This is a genomic window from Agarivorans sp. Alg241-V36 (assembly GCF_900537085.1).
Classification (GTDB): Bacteria; Pseudomonadota; Gammaproteobacteria; order Enterobacterales; family Celerinatantimonadaceae; genus Agarivorans.
Map to the genome: position 1 here is coordinate 49,531 of NZ_UNRE01000006.1, position 16,113 is coordinate 65,643.

Sequence of the window (16,113 nt, forward strand, 5' to 3'; positions counted from 1 at the left end):
TTGTAATTATTTTAAATACTTAGTTGATTATGGATTCTTTTGTTATCAGTGCGTCATGGAACTAAAAGTAGGCTTTTCTAATTGCTGCTATTGATTTTTGTATTGGGCTACTAAGCTCTAAATGGTCTTAGCCAACGGCTTAAGGCATTGAGCTGAACATTTACTTTTGTATTGATATTAGAGCTGTATAGCTGAGCTCAATCTGCATTTCCCTTTGGTTTTTGGTCAAGAAAGGCGAGCAGTAGTGTTTATATCGTTCATTCAGTATTTGAGTTAGCTTTTATTGTAGGAGTGTTGAGCGTAAACCCGATGCTTTGTAATAACTTAGCTATAATTTTCCTAAACTGTGTTTGGCGCGTGATTCACAACTATGGATGGTTTGATGAACAGATGGATGTTACTTAGCTTGCTAATGCTTAGTGTTGCGGCCTGGTCGGGCGAACAAGTACGTTTAAGCGATTACGGTATTCCAGACAATCTTCCCGATAATGTTGTGAGCTCTATGGAGCAAGGGCTGGCTTACACCATGATCCTAAATGTGGATGCGAGTGAGGGTGATGAACATATTCATGACGTTGTCTATGTGGTGTTTGAGCCAAACAGCGAATACGGCATCGATTTGTATCTGAAATACGATAAAACCCGCACCGAAATCAGTTCAGAAAAACGCTATCGGCAACTACTTAACGAGGCGATGAAATTACAGCATCGTTTAATTACCTTAGGTAATCGATACGACCCCAATTCGGTAAAACTTATTGAGCAAACAGAGCAGCATACTAAGCTTGGTTATCGCTATGAATCCTACGGTTTACCGCAAGATATTGCCTTTATGCGTCACTTGGATGCAGTGGCCACCATTGAGCAAGGGCAACTAAAACGTATCGAATTAAATAATCGCCAAGCCTTCGACCACAGTTTTCGCCGCATTAATGAATACCGGCAGTCTGTGGAGTTTTTCAAAAATGAATCCAATCAATACATCATGTCGCGCCGCAGCTTAAGCTTTTCAGGCACCCGCTTTTCTAAGCCTTTTAAAGTAAGCTTGGAGGGGGAATTCATTTCTTATCGTTTAGCCAGTGGAGAGGAAGTAATATTGCGACCTGAGCTTTCGGTGGACCTAAATGACCAACGTTTTGAAACTGTAAGAGTGAAGTTAGATAGAACTTTCCCTATTTGGGGCAAAGAGGTGCGCAAGCGAGGCTACGATTTACCGATGCCTTTTGGGGTAATGCTCACCTATAGAAGGCAATCTAACTTTTTAGATTTCACTAGCTTTACTATTAACGGCAGTCGCGCATTTGAAGCGATTTTTGACCCCGAAGGTTCTAACGGCAATATTGATACCGATGCTTTCACCCTGCGCGCAGACATGTTTGTACTGCCATTTCTAAATGTGTACGGCGTAGTGGGTAAAATTAAAGCCAAAGCAGACTTAGTTATTGATACTACCAAGCTGGGCGAAATACTAATCCCGCAGGGCAAGTTAGTGATTCCGCTAGAGCTAAACAATACTATGGCCGGCTTGGGTGCGGTAAGCGCGGTGGGTTATAAAAACTACTTTGCTTCTTTAAATGTCACTTACGCCATATCGGTTACCGAAGAAGCGGGCACCAATACCACTACTTGGGTTATGCAGCCAATGGTGGGTTACCAGTTCCCCGATTACCGCGCGCGAATCTTGCTGGGCGCCGAGTACCAAGATTTAAGCTCGAGTATCTCTGGCTCACTAAGTAGTGATTTTAATTACGATATTGGCATTAAATCAGAAAAGTGGGCCGGCGTAGTGGGTGTACACAAGGAAATCGGCAGCCAGTTTGAAACGGTGCTGATGTACTCAAAAGGCCAGCACCGTGATGCGATAACCTGGGGTTTTGGTTACCGTTTTTAGATTTGAGCTGATACCGGCTCGTGCTTTCTACAAAAAACTGGCGGTGGATTTAGCGCAAGTGTTGGAGCATTCACTCAGCTACAGTACACTAGCCACACACCGCATAAGTAGGAAGCAAACATGAGCGCTGAGCAAGATACTACCCATTTTGGCTATAAAACCGTAAATCGCGACGAAAAGGTAAACCTTGTCGCTGATGTATTTCATTCGGTTGCAGCTAAATACGACGTAATGAATGACCTTATGTCGGGTGGTGTTCACCGTTTATGGAAGCGTTTTACCATTGATTGCAGCGGCGTTCGCCCGGGGCAAAAAGTGTTGGATTTGGCTGGTGGTACCGGCGATTTAACCGCTAAGTTCTCGCGCATTGTGGGTAATAAAGGCGAAGTAGTACTGGCCGATATTAATGACTCAATGTTAAAAATGGGTCGCAGCAAACTGCGCGATAAAGGCATTGTTGGCAATGTTCGTTATGTGCAAGCCAATGCCGAAGCCCTGCCGTTTCCAGACAATACTTTTGATGTGATTACCATTAGCTTTGGCTTGCGTAACGTTACCGATAAAGACGCTGCTTTGCGCTCTATGTATCGCGTACTAAAACCCGGTGGACGCTTGTTAGTGCTTGAGTTTTCTAAGCCTGAGCTTGAAGCAGTAAGCAAAGTCTATGACGCCTATTCCTTCCATCTTTTGCCTAAAATGGGTCAGTTGATTGCTAACGATGCCGAGAGCTATCAATACCTAGCTGAATCTATTCGCATGCATCCTGATCAAGAAACCCTCAAAGAGATGATGGAGCAAGCCGGTTTTGAAGGCGCCGAGTTTTACAATTTAACCGGTGGTGTTGTTGCGCTGCACCGCGGTTACAAGTTTTAAGAGGCCGCTATGCCCTTATCGTCTCTCATTAGTGCTGGCGTAGAAGCACTTAGCAACCAAGTATTAGCGCTGGATGAAAACAGCTCTGGTCGCCGCAGTCAGCTTGCGGGCAAGGTATTGGCAATCAAAATTAGTCCTTTGCCGTGTTTTTATTTTGTGATTAGCGAGCAGCAGCTCGATGTGCTCAACCAATATGAAGCGGAAGCCGATTGCAGCTTAAGCATGTCGCTATTCACACTGGCCGAGTTAAAGCAGGCCGACAAAATTCCTAGTTTGATTAAACAAGACAAGTTGCAACTTGAAGGCGACATTAAACTCGCCCAACAATTTGCCGACTTGTTTTTACAGCTCGACCCCGATTTTGAAGAGAAACTGTCGCAACGAATTGGTGATGTGGCGGCTTATCAAGTGATGTCTAAAAGTCGCATGGTGGCCCAGGCCTTAAATAGCCTAGTGAAAACTACACCTGAAAAACTTAACGAAATTGCCAGCGAAGAATGGCAATTGTTAGTGGGGCAGTTGGAGTATCAAAGCTGGCAGCAGCAAGTTCAGGCGCTTAGCGCCGACCTTGAAAAGCTAAGCAGCCGAATTGAGGCCTTAAGCAAATGACCCCCAAGGAGTTTGCTCGTTTTCGCCAAATAAATCGCACCCTTTGTCGTTACGGTATCGACCAATTGCTACCCAAACGCTTTTGGCCTTGGCCGCTACGTTTTTTGCGCAGCCTGTTTTTTTGGTGGCGCAATCAGCATAAAAACGAAAGCGCCGGTGCACGTATCCGCATGGCGATGGAAGAACTAGGGCCAGTTTTTATTAAGTTTGGCCAAATGATGTCGACTCGTCGTGACTTGCTGCCACCAGACATCGCTGATGAGCTGGCCTTGTTACAAGACCAAGTGTCACCCTTCTCTGGCGAGTTAGCCAAGCAGCAAATTGAGTTAGCCCTAGAGCGGCCCATTGAAGAGCTGTTTGATGATTTTGACATGCAGCCCTTGGCTTCGGCCTCGATTGCACAAGTACATACCGCTAGCTTAAAAGAAAATGGCCAAGAGGTGGTGCTTAAGGTAATTCGCCCGGGTATTGAGCGAACTATTCTGTCTGATATCGCGCTAATGCAACGTGTGGCCGGCTTCTTTGCCTTGTTTTTTGCCGACGGTCGCCGCTTACGCCCCAAAGAAGTGGTTGAAGAATACCGTAAAACCATTGTTGATGAGTTAGACCTTGCTCGCGAAGCATCTAATGCTATTCAACTTCGCCGTAATTTTACTGACGCAAAAGAGCTGTATGTTCCTGAGGTGTACAGTGATCATTGCCGCAAAACCTTGTTGGTTATGGAACGCATCTATGGCATTCCCGTCGCCAACATCGACGAGCTTGAAGCGCAAAATACCAATATGAAATTGTTGGCTGAGCGTGGCGTGGAAGTATTCTTTACCCAAGTGTTTAGAGACAGTTTTTTCCACGCGGATATGCATCCAGGGAATATTTTTGTATCACGCGAACACCCAGAAGATCCGCAATATATAGGCATCGATTGCGGCATTGTGGGCACCTTAAATAAAGAAGATCAGCGTTATTTGGCCGAAAACTTTTTGGCTTTTTTCAACCGTGATTATCACAAGGTAGCCCAGTTACACGTAGATTCTGGTTGGGTGCCAGCAGATACCAAAGTAGAAGAGTTTGAAGCTGCTATTCGCACCGTGTGTGAACCTATTTTTGCCAAGCCGCTGTCAGAAATTTCCTTTGGACATGTATTACTGAATTTATTTAATACTGCGCGTCGCTTTAATATGGAAGTGCAGCCGCAGTTGGTTTTACTGCAAAAAACCTTGTTGTATATAGAAGGTTTAGGACGACAGCTGTATCCAGAATTGGATTTGTGGGCCACTGCTAAACCATTTTTAGAACGCTGGATGCGTAAACAAGTAGGGCCAGAGGCGGTGTTTACTGCCTTTAAAGAAAAGGCGCCTTACTGGTTGGAAACACTGCCGCATTTGCCAGAGTTAGTTTATGATAACTTACAACTGGCCAAGCAGCAGCAGCTTAAGTTTCAACAGTTTACAGCACAGTATTTGCAGCAACAAAAACAGCGCCAACGCAGTTTATTGTTAGCTTTGGCTGCCGCTTCAAGTTTAATTTCGGCGGCCTTACTCTATCCAAGCTTGCCAATGGTGTCGGCGGCTTTGGCAATTAGCAGTGTGTTTGCTGGGTTAATTGCTTGGCGACAACTAAAATAGTTATATGGCCATTGTGGCTAAGAAGAACAGGAAAAGGAAAAACAGATGGGTGGAATTAGTATTTGGCAACTGTTGATCGTAGCAGTAATTGTGGTGTTGTTATTTGGAACTAAAAAATTGCGCAACATGGGTGGAGACCTAGGTTCAGCAGTTAAAGGTTTTAAAAACGCCATGAACGACGATGAAAGCCAAGCGGCTGAAAAATCTACACCAGAGCAACTTGCCCAAAATAAAGAGCAAGCTGAAGAAACCGCCAAAAGCAAAGACCAACAGCAAGGCTAAGCATGTTTGATATTGGGTTTTGGGAGTTAATCCTTATCTCGGTGATGGGCTTAGTGATACTAGGCCCAGAGCGTTTGCCGGGCGCTATTCGTAGTGTATTGGCGGTAGTACGTAAGGTAAAACAGTCGGTTTCTTCGGTGACCACTGAGCTTAAGCAAGAGCTCGAGCTAGATGAGCTTCACCAAAACCTTAAAAAAGCCGAGCAGCAAGGTCTTGAATCATTAAATGGTGATTTAAGTGAGTCTTTTGAAACCTTAAAAGCCCGCGCCGAATCGGTGACTCGCCCTTATCAAAAAAGTGAGCCTGATCAGCACCAACACGAAGGCGACACGGTAAAAATGCCGAGCGATCCGCCACCTGAATCCAGCCAAGAAGATAAAAAATAAACTATGAGTGATGCCCCTGCGCAGCCCTTAATTGAGCATTTAGTTGAGTTACGCAATCGCTTGTTACGTGGAGTATTGGCTTGTTTGCTGATTTTCCTCTGCTTAGTGTATTTTGCGAATGATATATACGCCTTGTTGGCCGAGCCTTTGTTAAGTGTTTTGCCAGAAAATGCCAGCATGATTGCCACCGATGTGGCGGCACCGTTCTTCACCCCAATTAAACTTACCTTGGTTGCCTCGGTATTTTTGGCGATGCCTTATTTGTTGGCTCAAGCTTGGGGCTTTATTGCGCCTGGTTTGTATCAGCATGAACGTAAATTGCTAATTCCATTAGTGTTTGGCTCAGGTTTGCTGTTTTATGCCGGTGTGGCTTTTGCTTTTTATGTGGTATTCCCACTGGCCTTTGCTTTTTTCACCGCGGTTGCGCCAGAAGGGGTCACTATTGCCACCGACATCTCTAACTATTTAGATTTTGTGCTAAAGCTATTTTTTGCTTTTGGTTTGGCTTTTGAGATCCCCATTGCCACTATGCTGTTATGTTGGTCGGGTGCTACCACGCCAGAAAAACTGCGCGAGAAACGCCCTTACGTGATTGTGGGTGCTTTTGTGGTGGGCATGTTGTTAACCCCGCCAGATATTATTTCGCAAACTCTGCTGGCCTTGCCAATGTGGCTACTGTTTGAAGTAGGTTTGTTCTTTTCGCGCTTTTACGTGCGAAAAGATGACGAAGAAGCCCAAGCTTAAGCCCTTATATGTTTGATATAGCGCTAAACCTCACCAGCTCGCAGTTTGATAAAGACCGCGATGACGTTGTTGCTCGAGCACAGCAAGCGGGGGTGAACGGCATGTTGCTGCTGGCCAGCGACATGCAAGAGAGCCAAGCAGTTAGTGAGCTGGCCTTACAGTGGCCAAAAGTGTGTTATGCCACTGCTGGCGTGCACCCTCATGATGCAAAGTCGGTAACTATAGAGCAATTGCAGCAGCTTAAACCCTTATTGGCTCAGTCGCAGGTTGTTGCGGTGGGCGAATGTGGCTTAGATTTTAATCGCGACTTCTCTCCGCGCCCGCAACAAGAAGCGGTATTCGAAGCCCAGCTAGCACTTGCAGCAGAGCTGAATATGCCAGTGGTTATGCATGAACGCGATGCTCACCAGCGCTTCATCGACATTCTTAAACCTTGGCGAGATAAACTTCCCGGCGCGGTACTGCATTGTTTTACTAGCGATCAAGCAGCCCTTAAAGCTTGCTTAGATTTAGATCTCTACATTGGCATTACCGGTTGGGTGTGCGATGAACGCCGCGGGCAAGACTTGCAACAACGGGTCACCGAAATTCCTAATGAGCGTTTATTGTTGGAAACTGATGCGCCTTATCTATTGCCGCGAGACCTAAAACCAAAGCCTAAAAGCCGTCGGAACGAACCATGCTATTTGCCGCACATATACAACAAAATTGCAGAGTTGCGTAAACAATCGTTAGTTGAGCTGCAGCAGCAAGTTGGTCAAAACGTCGAGCGTTTATTCCATATCGCTTGAAATGGTTTTAGCTCCGTTGATGTGCTTAAGAAGCTAAGGTTCTAATCGAGGTGGGCGGCCGTATCGCTCTTCATACACGAGGTTAAATCGAGGTGTAGCTTCAATTGGAACACCTAAGACTGCTGCGATTTTTGAGCTATAAAGGTCTATATTCTCTTCGTTTTTTTCAGCGTAGTTACCTTTCAAAGAAACTCTTCCTACTCCGTCGCTCATTTCCGCAGTAAGCGTTATAACGATATTACTTCCACCTCCATCGACGTTTTGAGAGTCGATGCCGAGATTTATGCACCTAACGTTGTTGTATACCTTTGTGCGCTTAAAATAGGGAATTCCAATCTTAGAGGTTATTTTCCCAAAGCTAAGCTCAATCTCCCATGACAGTAGAATGAGAGAGAGCATCAGTCCAAAAAGTACCGCTAGAAATAAAACCTCTCCGGGCTGCAGGTTTTCTGTGAGGATGAATTTAATAGCAATTACTATTGAAAAAAATGTACCCACAACCTTTGGAAACATGAAAGAACGAGAGTTCGATATTTTCAAAATGATTTTCCACCGTAGACTTGTTTTGGAAGCGCTGTGTTTAGATTACATTTATAACACTGATGGGAAATGAAGATGTTATATTTTTTATACTTGTTGATACTTGTTGATACTTGTTGATACTTGGGGAAACTAGATAAAAAACAAATTTCTGTGACTAGGGTGTCTTGTTGGTTTAACTCTTGCTTGGCTTTATTCTTAAAAGCTTTCTATGCTTGAAAGATAAGTCTGAGACTTAACGAAAGCGACTAGCGATTTTGCTATGAATAGCCGTTCAGGGAAGAGAAAAAACTTTGATTAAATTTTCAGCAATGTTAAGGCAATGGCGCTTTTTATGCTGGTGCATACTGCTAGTAAGCCCCAGTAGTTTTGCCGCAATTGTTAATAACAATCACTTATATCAAAAAGCACAGTTTATTAGTCAGCAGTTGCAGGCTATTCGTGCCCAGCAAAAACTTACTGAAGTGCAGCCAGAGCCGCAAATATTTGCTGATAAACTGGCTGTGCATTTGGTTTTTAAAACCCGCCAATTAAGTTCTTTAGCGGCCACCCTGCAAAGCCAACAAGGCTTAAGTGCTAGCGAGCTCGCTCCCGCGGAATATCGGGTGATTCGCCCGCGCAGTGTCATGCCTTATCTCAAAGAGCTAGAACAGCAGCTGCTAGAAATAAGCAAAAAATTAGGCCTGCCAGCAGGCCAGGAAATAGAGCGTCCCTTAGGAAAATCGGTTAACGACGTTTATCAGCAATTAGTGATCATTGAGCACCTGTTTGACGGTTTGGTAGAGCGCCAGCCACAACAGGCTTTAGCCAATAATGTTGCGCGGATTAAAGCTGATTTACAACAAATTAGCCAAGCGCGCGAGCTGCCTTTGCAGTTTGCTGGCGAAACTTCGGTAACTGGCCGAGAGACTACCGACGTAAACATTGTTGCCCTGCAGTGCTTGTACCTATTAGAAAGACTGTTTCGCCAATTGGAGATTGAGCCCAGTAAACCAGGGCGATTGCCTGCGGGAGAGTCTAAAGAGTATCAGGTGGTGGATACCAGTGTGAGTTTGCTTGCTGAGCTGCATCGCGCCAAAACCATTCTGCAAATTGAACAAGATAGCCAGGTTAATCCAAGCTCCGCATTTGCCGACGCTAATCAAGCCTATGCGGCTTGGGTGAGTGTGCGCAGCGGCTTGTTGGTTATGGTAGGAGCGGCGGCCTTATGATGGATAAACTCAGCCTTAGTCAAAAAATTGCACTTATCCCAAGCGGCATAGTGTTGCTACTCGCCTTAATGTTATGGAACAGCCATTACTCTCTCGGCGGTGTTGAGCAGCAAGCAGAAGAGTTTTCTAGCACTGTGGAGCCTAGTGCTCGCTTAGCCGGAGAGTTATCGGTAAATGCTTTGCAGCGTTTGGTTATTCAATCGCGCTATAGCCAAAGTGAAGATCCACGCCTATTGCAGCAATATCAGCAGCTGGCAGAGCAAGCTCAGAGTTTAGCGCAAAGCCCTCATTTAGCTAACTTTGAAAATGCCGAGCAAATCACGGGCAACAGCCAACTCTTAGATCAACATTTTGTTGATGAACTGGTGCCATTATTGGCAGAGGTGAGTGACTTAGAAAACACCGTATTGCGCCAACTAGTGCCACAAGCCTTGGCCAAAACTGCAGATATTCACGCTACCCTAGACTTACTCAATTCTGGGCGTTTGCCTGCTTTAACGGTAAGTTTGGCGAATCATATTCAAGCGGCATCTATTGGCCTAATGAGCCATTTAAATCGCCAAGATAGCCGCAGTAAAGATCAATTCTATTTAGAGCTTTTTGGCGCTGAAAACGACCTTATTGATTTGAAGAAAGGCTTGAATCGAGAGCACCACAAAGCGTGGATTACTGAAGTAGAACAATATGTTAAGCAGCTTTCGTTAGCCGCAAATAGCATTTTTGAGCTCTTAGAAGAGCAACAGCTTCTAATGAACGATTTGCTCAACCCCGCCGCCGAACAAGTGGTGCAAGGTGCCGGCGATAGCCAACAAACCCAGTGGCAAATTTTGGGTGAATCTAGCCATGCGATTGCCCAGCAGCTGCATCAAACCGCAAGTACTAGTTTGGCTTTTGGTGTGTCAATTGTGGTGATCTCCCTTATCTTGGCCTGGGTCATAACCCGGCTGATTCGCCAACCGGTGGTAACCATGGTGCAAGCCATGCAGGCCATCGCTCAAGGGGATGGTGATTTAACTCAGCGCTTGCGGGTAAAAGGTAAAGACGAGCTGGCTCAGTTGGCAGCAGCGTTTAACCAGTTTATTGAGCTGCTGCAAGGCACAGTAACCAGTATCAATCAGCATGTAGCAACCTTAAATGATGCCGCCAGTCAGCTCAATCAGCTGGCGCAACAATCTAAAGGGCAAGTGGGTCAGCAGCAACAAGTGGTTGCGGAAGTGAGTGAGCATATTGGCCAGCTATCGCAGGGTTTTAATGAGGTGGCAAACCATGTGCGTAATGCCGACCAATCGGCAATTGCCATCGACGAAGCCTCGATGCAGGGTAATCAGCTAACTCAGTCTGCAACCAACGAAATAGAAAACTTGGTGACTCAGGTTGATACCGCCTCGGTAGACATGCGCGAGCTGGCGCAAAACAGTAAAGACGCCAGCAAAGTTTTAGAAGTGATTAACGGCATTGCCGAGCAAACTAATTTGTTGGCCTTAAATGCTGCAATTGAATCTGCTCGAGCCGGTGAACATGGCCGAGGCTTTGCAGTAGTGGCCGACGAAGTGCGTAACTTAGCCAAACAAACCCGCGGCTCAACCGATCAAATTGAACAGATGATGAATGATTTGGTCAAGGGCGCCGAGAAAACCGAAGGGCAAATGCAGCAGGGTAAGGCGCAGGCTAGTACCAGTTTTGAGTTAATGTCTGAAATGCAGGTATCGGTAGAGAAAACCCACCAATTAGTCTCTGACATTACTCGCTTGCTGGACGATGTTAGTGCCGCCTGTGACGCTCAGCTGTCTACTTCGGAAACCGTAGTTACCGAGATGCAGGGCATTGAGTCTGCCGCCCAAATGAGCTTAGAAGGCACCGAGCAAACCGCTGAACAAGCTCAAAAGGTGGGCCAACTAAGTAGCCTTATTCAAGCCAGTATTGCTAACTTCAAGGTATAAATAGTCACAAGCCTTATTGGAGTTTAAAGGGAAGTGTTTACTTCCCTTCAAACTTTTCATCTCTCATCGTCACATATAATTCTTATTTTTTATTTCCTACTTTTTGAAAATGCTTTCTATGCCTTGTGAAAAGCCTTTCGCAATTTTTAGCTAGCGTAATCTTTCTCTTTTTGATCTTTAGGTGAGCTAAATTGCCCATTTGTTTGGCTTCTAATCTACTTGTAATTCATAGGCTTAATAAAAGTGTCATGACTCAAGGCTAGCTTTCCCGCGGTATTTATTTCGATGTATCCGCAAGTTAATCAGTACTTAATGAGGAAATGTAATGCGTTTAGGGAAAGTATTAAAAGTAGTAGCGGGAGTGTCTATTGCCTCTGCTGTTGTAGGTTGTAATAGTGATACCGAATATGTGTATCTCGATCCACCTATTGCCGACAGTATCGATCTTGGTCCATTTAAATGTAGTGACGAAGAAATCGCCGCCGATGCTAGCAAAGATTGCCGTTTGTACATTAAAGGCTCGATGAATAGCTGGTCTTCACGTCCAGAAGCGCAGTTGCATTACCAAGGCGACGGTGAATACATTGCTTTGTTTAGCATGCAGCCAGGTGAGTACTCATTCAAAATATCTGACCCAAGTTGGAGCGCCGAGCGTGACCTCGCCATTGGTGAAGATGCTGATGCCGAAGTGGTATTTGATATTCCAATGGAACTGCAACGCAAATACGACGACTTTGGTAACCAAAACATGGATATCACGGTGGCTAGCGATGAAGACCAAGTGTATCGCTTCACCTTAGATTCGTCGGCCACCATTAACAACCCAACCTTGTTAATCGAAAACATCACCGACAGCGACGTTGATAACCTAAGCCAAGCGATGTACCTAGTGGGTACATTCAACGATTGGACGGCCGATGATAGCAGCCAATTTAGCTATGCCGGCGCAGGTAACTACCAATTGCAAATGAACTTTGCCGAAGCTGGAACCATTAGCTTTAACTTACACCAAGGCATGGATTCACCGCTGGTTTATGGCTCTTTAGATAACCAGCCGATTAGCTTAACCGAAGGCGAATCGTCACTAACCACCTACCCAGGCGGAAAAATGTCGGCTCAAGTAGAGGCGGGCAGTTACGTATTTTCACTGTCTACCTTGGGTGATGGCCAGCAAGCGGTTCCACTAACTTTAGCTAAAGTGCGCGCAGTAGTAGGCCACGACACGGTAACAGTGGTCAACTTGCCAACCAGCTTAACCGCTGACGGAAGTACTTTTGCTCAAAGCTACAGTTGGGACACTGAAGGTGACATGACCGTTACCTTGACTGATGATGATAGCCAAACCATTAGCGATGTTCGTAAGTTAGCCAACGCTGATGCGACTGGTCGTTATCAAGTAAACCTCACTACCAACCAAGGTTTAGCAACTCAAGCCAGCGCTAGCCAAGAGATTGATGTCATTGACCTTGAATCAGCTAACAATATTGTGATGATGATTGGCGACGGTATGGGTTATGGCCAAATTGATATTACCCGCGCCTATATGGGTGAAGCGCTATTCCTAGAATCGGGTAAGCACCGCGGCGACATTAAAACCTCCAGTGCCGATACCTTGGGTTACGAGAATTTAGCTGACCTAGGTATGAACTACTACACCGATTCTGCTGCTGCAGCAACGGCCATTTCTACCGGTCGTAAAGCTATCTCAGGCACCATTGCTCAAGCTCGCCCAGGCGATGGTTCTGATTTAGAAACCATTTTGGAATACGCGCAAAAGCAGGGTAAGTCGGTAGGTATTGTTGCCACTTCACACTGTGTTCACGCTACTCCAGCGGCTTTTGCCTCGCACGGTCCTAACCGTAATGACTTTGTTACGCTTGCTACAAGCATGTTTGGTGACGTTCAACCTAACGTGGCGCTATGTGGCAGCAAGCAAGTGGATGGCGTAGATGTGATTAGTCAGCAAGCTGGCTTAGGCGGCTACACCGTGGTTAAAACTAAAACCGATTTAATCCCTGCTGTTGCAGCGTTACCAGCTACAGATCCTGATGCAGAAATTTTGTTTGCCGGTATCTTTGGTGAAGACGAAATCCCTTATGTATTGCCATTGGATGGACAGAAAAGCTATGAAGATCAAGACATTCCTCAGCTGAATGAAATGACTGAAGTGGCTATCGAAATATTGTCGAAAAACCCTAACGGCTTTGTATTGATGGTAGAAGGCTCACAAATTGATTTTGCTGGCCACCTTAACGATGAAGAGCGACTAATTCATGAAACCGTTGCTTTTGATAAGACAGTGGAAGAAGTGGTTAATTGGTCTGATTTGCGCAGCGACAGCATGGTGATTGTAACTGCAGACCATGAAACCGGCGGTTTGGCGCTTGAGAAAACCAACGGTATTGGCGTGATTCCAGAAGTTAGTTGGAAGTGGGGAAGCCACACCAATGTAGACGTACCAATTGCATCTTGGGGTTTAAACTCTCACGCTTTTGTTGGTCGTACTGTTGATAACACGGCTATTTACAATGTAATGCGTGGCGCCTTAGACGCTAACTAACTCTCTACGCTAAGCCCGGCATAAGCCGGGCTTAAAGGTCTTTATTATGTTGCGTATTTTATATTTAAGTTTAGTTGTTTTGGTCAGCCCAAGTGCGCTGGCTGCGGCGAATCCTTGGCAAACACTTATTCCTGAACTGGAACGCGGCCAACAGCTGGCACCGATCAATCATGATGTGCAGCTAGAGGAGCGCGCTCCGCAAATTAAAAGCGGCGGTTTGGTGCATGCTTTGGATGGGCAAGCAATGCGAATGCCGGGCTTTATTGTGCCGCTAGAAAGTGACGGCAATAAAATTACCGAGTTTTTTTTAGTCCCGTTTTTTGGCGCATGTTTGCACCTACCCCCACCGCCGCCGAACCAGATTATTCATGTAAAACACCCTCAAGGCATCGATATGATAGAACCTTGGGAAGTGGTGTGGTTGAGCGGTGAGATGCAGGTAAAAGCCACCGATATTGAAGGCTTGGCCAGTGCAGGTTACGCCATGACACTCTCTAAAGCGCCGGAAAAGTACGCGCCATAAACAAACACTAGTGCAGTGCTCCCATTCCATGAGAACATTGAGTTAATCAACAGGGAGCAATGTAACGGTGCACATTCCAAAGCATTTTAAGCAAGACGATTGGCGTGAAGTTTCGCGGCTAATCCAGCAATATCCGCTGGCCTGCGTAAGCACCTATAGCGATCAGGGTTTAGTGGCCGATCATGTTCCCTTGATACTGGCTAAAAATGCCGATCACCAGTGGTGTTTGCAAGGGCATATCGCGCGCATTAACCCCTTAGCAAAACGCTTAGCTACGCCGCTGGCTGGCTTGGCAGTATTTCAGGGTGAAGATGCCTATGTATCACCCAATTATTATCCGTCTAAGCAAAGCAATCCTAAAGTAGTGCCTACTTGGAATTATCAAGTAGTGCATGTAAATGGCACTTTGCACAAGCGTGATGAACTCGACTTGAAGTTAAGCTTGTTGCAAAGGCTTACCGAGCAAAACGAACAAGCTCAGGCCAAACCTTGGCAAGTGAGTGACGCGCCAGATAAATTTATTGAACAGCTAAATAAGGCCATTGTGGGCTTTGAAATAAGCATCGACAGCTGGCAGGCGCAGTTTAAGCAAAGTCAAAATCATAGCCTAGAAAACCAACTGGGCGTGGCTAAAGGTTTGGCCGACGAGAAGCCGCTGATGGCGCAACAAATTGAGCGCTTTGTCCAAAGCCTGGCGAGCAATGGCCGAGGTGACAATGACTAAAGCAAAATTGGCTTCGTGGAACCGCGCTAAAGGCTTTGGTTTTCTCAGTTTGAGTGGCGAGCCCAAGGCTAAGCAGTTGTTTGTGCATGTCAGTGATTTTTCCGATAAAAAGCTCGACCCAGAAAAACTAGTAGGTCATTGGTTTAACTATACTTTAGCAAAGGATAAGCAAGGTCGACCATGCGCCAAGCGGCTAAGTTTGGTGGGAGCCAAGCCTGTATTTTCTGGCAAAAGTAACGATGCTGGTAAACGGGCTGGCTTATCTGCCTTGGCTTTTTTCGCTTTGTTAGGCGCTTTGGTGCTGCTGCAAAAGCTGCCAATTGCTTTACTGGTGTTCTATTGCGTGGTGAGTGTGGTCACTTTTGCATTATACGCTCTGGATAAATCGGCGGCTCAAGCTGGCCGTTGGCGAGTTCAAGAGGCCAAACTGCATGTGTTTGCGCTAATGGGTGGCTGGCCGGGCGCCATGCTGGCACAACAAGTATTGCGCCATAAAACCCAAAAGCAGTCTTTTCGCTGGGGCTATTATTGTACGGTGCTGGTCAATATAGCGGCTTTGTTATATTTGCTTAGCCCCTATGGCGAGCCAATGCTGTTACAAGTTAATCACGCGTTATCGAGCATATTGCCGTGAACTTAAGTATCGCGACTTATAGCGATGAATATTGCCACGCGGTGGCAGACTTGTTTACTCAATCCGTGCATGCAATTGATAACGCGCTTTATTCCAAGGAGCAAAAAGCTGCCTGGGCACCGCTGGATATTGATTACTCTCGCTGGCAACAGCGCTTGAAAGCCAAGCGCTGTTTTTTGGCTTTGGCCGACAAGCAGTTGTTGGGATTTATAGAGTTAGACGATGACTATATAGATTGCTTTTATGTAGCGCCGCAGCATCAGGGTCAAGCAGTGGGTAGGGAACTTTATCAACACATTGAAAAAATTGCTCGCGAAAAGAAACTAGCAGGTTTGCGGGTTGATGCATCCTTAGCAGCGAAAGACTTCTTTGCTCAGCAAGGCTTTGCAGTGGTTTCGCACAATCAACTATTACGGTTAGGGACAAAGCTTGAGAACATTAGTATGTTCAAAGGTTTTTATACTTAAGTTAATGCAGTGAATTCACTTGCTGACAATTCTCATAAGGAAGCTGTCGACATATTTGCCTAACATTATTGCTTATAGGCAGAGTGGGAGGGATTCAGCCATGCGAAACATACTGATTGTGTTTAGTGTAATGGTAGTCAGTGCTTGTAGTCAGCAGCAGGCTTACCAAGCCATGCAGGGCAACCAGCAACGCCAGTGCGATAAACATACTAACCATCAAGACTATTTAACTTGTATGGATCAGGCTGATGTAAGCTTTGAAGAGTATCAGCGCCAACGCCAAGCCCTGCTAGAGGGTGACGAGCAGTAAAAA

At 45.8% G+C, this 16,113-nt stretch carries 17 protein-coding genes; 16 read left to right on the plus strand and 1 reads right to left on the minus strand.

The features are described 5' to 3' along the window. The first annotated feature begins 382 nt into the window (after positions 1-382). From G6R11_RS14265 to G6R11_RS14300, 8 genes are all read left to right on the plus strand, one after another. Positions 383-1,891, plus strand: coding sequence for a hypothetical protein (locus G6R11_RS14265; protein WP_163133759.1), 1,509 nt, complete (start codon positions 383-385; stop codon positions 1,889-1,891). 120 nt (positions 1,892-2,011) lie between these two features. After that, complete coding sequence (gene ubiE, locus G6R11_RS14270; RefSeq protein WP_163133760.1) at positions 2,012-2,764, plus strand: bifunctional demethylmenaquinone methyltransferase/2-methoxy-6-polyprenyl-1,4-benzoquinol methylase UbiE; 753 nt, start codon at positions 2,012-2,014, stop codon at positions 2,762-2,764. Between the two features lie 9 nt (positions 2,765-2,773). Next, positions 2,774-3,373: an SCP2 domain-containing protein gene (locus tag G6R11_RS14275; protein WP_163133761.1), complete on the plus strand. Its 600-nt coding sequence runs from the start codon at positions 2,774-2,776 to the stop codon at positions 3,371-3,373. Then, on the plus strand, positions 3,370-4,998 hold the full coding sequence (gene ubiB, locus G6R11_RS14280) for a ubiquinone biosynthesis regulatory protein kinase UbiB (protein WP_163133762.1): 1,629 nt from the start codon (positions 3,370-3,372) through the stop codon (positions 4,996-4,998). Before G6R11_RS14275 ends, ubiB begins: the two co-directional genes overlap by 4 nt. A gap of 45 nt (positions 4,999-5,043) precedes the next feature. Further along, entirely contained in the window at positions 5,044-5,280 is a 237-nt protein-coding gene (tatA, locus tag G6R11_RS14285) for a Sec-independent protein translocase subunit TatA (protein ID WP_163133763.1), read from the plus strand. A gap of 2 nt (positions 5,281-5,282) precedes the next feature. Continuing rightward, positions 5,283-5,666: a Sec-independent protein translocase protein TatB gene (gene tatB, locus G6R11_RS14290; protein ID WP_163133764.1), complete on the plus strand. Its 384-nt coding sequence runs from the start codon at positions 5,283-5,285 to the stop codon at positions 5,664-5,666. 3 nt (positions 5,667-5,669) lie between these two features. After that, a complete protein-coding gene (tatC, locus tag G6R11_RS14295; protein WP_163133765.1) occupies positions 5,670-6,410 on the plus strand; it encodes a twin-arginine translocase subunit TatC in 741 nt (246 codons plus the stop codon). Between the two features lie 8 nt (positions 6,411-6,418). Continuing rightward, complete coding sequence (locus G6R11_RS14300; protein ID WP_163133766.1) at positions 6,419-7,201, plus strand: TatD family hydrolase; 783 nt, start codon at positions 6,419-6,421, stop codon at positions 7,199-7,201. Positions 7,202-7,234: 33 nt separating this feature from the next. Here the strand turns inward: G6R11_RS14300 and G6R11_RS14305 are convergent, their stop codons facing one another. Further along, the gene (locus tag G6R11_RS14305; RefSeq protein WP_163133767.1) at positions 7,235-7,741 is read right to left on the minus strand and encodes a hypothetical protein; all 507 of its coding nucleotides are present in this window, start codon (positions 7,739-7,741) and stop codon (positions 7,235-7,237) included. 293 nt (positions 7,742-8,034) lie between these two features. On the opposite strand from G6R11_RS14305, the gene G6R11_RS14310 reads away from it, so the two are divergent. The 8 genes from G6R11_RS14310 to G6R11_RS14345 all read left to right on the plus strand — a co-directional run bounded on the left by G6R11_RS14310 (position 8,035) and on the right by G6R11_RS14345 (position 16,110). Next, positions 8,035-8,952 (plus strand): hypothetical protein, encoded by a 918-nt coding sequence (locus tag G6R11_RS14310; RefSeq protein ID WP_163133768.1) that lies wholly within the window; start codon positions 8,035-8,037, stop codon positions 8,950-8,952. Continuing rightward, positions 8,949-10,892: a methyl-accepting chemotaxis protein gene (locus G6R11_RS14315; protein WP_163133769.1), complete on the plus strand. Its 1,944-nt coding sequence runs from the start codon at positions 8,949-8,951 to the stop codon at positions 10,890-10,892. Before G6R11_RS14310 ends, G6R11_RS14315 begins: the two co-directional genes overlap by 4 nt. 325 nt (positions 10,893-11,217) lie before the next feature. Continuing rightward, positions 11,218-13,452, plus strand: coding sequence for an alkaline phosphatase (locus G6R11_RS14320; protein WP_163133770.1), 2,235 nt, complete (start codon positions 11,218-11,220; stop codon positions 13,450-13,452). A gap of 46 nt (positions 13,453-13,498) precedes the next feature. After that, positions 13,499-13,975 carry a DUF3299 domain-containing protein gene (locus G6R11_RS14325; RefSeq protein ID WP_163133771.1) on the plus strand — a complete coding sequence of 159 codons (477 nt, stop codon included), beginning with the start codon at positions 13,499-13,501 and terminating at the stop codon, positions 13,973-13,975. Between the two features lie 67 nt (positions 13,976-14,042). Next, the gene (locus G6R11_RS14330; RefSeq protein ID WP_163133772.1) at positions 14,043-14,699 is read left to right on the plus strand and encodes an FMN-binding negative transcriptional regulator; all 657 of its coding nucleotides are present in this window, start codon (positions 14,043-14,045) and stop codon (positions 14,697-14,699) included. Further along, entirely contained in the window at positions 14,692-15,333 is a 642-nt protein-coding gene (locus tag G6R11_RS14335) for a DUF1294 domain-containing protein (RefSeq protein WP_163133773.1), read from the plus strand. The genes G6R11_RS14330 and G6R11_RS14335 overlap by 8 nt, the downstream gene beginning before the upstream one ends. After that, positions 15,330-15,800, plus strand: a complete 471-nt coding sequence (locus G6R11_RS14340) for a GNAT family N-acetyltransferase (RefSeq protein ID WP_205472835.1) — start codon at positions 15,330-15,332, stop codon at positions 15,798-15,800. Before G6R11_RS14335 ends, G6R11_RS14340 begins: the two co-directional genes overlap by 4 nt. Positions 15,801-15,900: 100 nt before the next feature. Beyond that, positions 15,901-16,110, plus strand: a complete 210-nt coding sequence (locus G6R11_RS14345) for a hypothetical protein (protein ID WP_163133774.1) — start codon at positions 15,901-15,903, stop codon at positions 16,108-16,110. Positions 16,111-16,113: the final 3 nt, after the last annotated feature.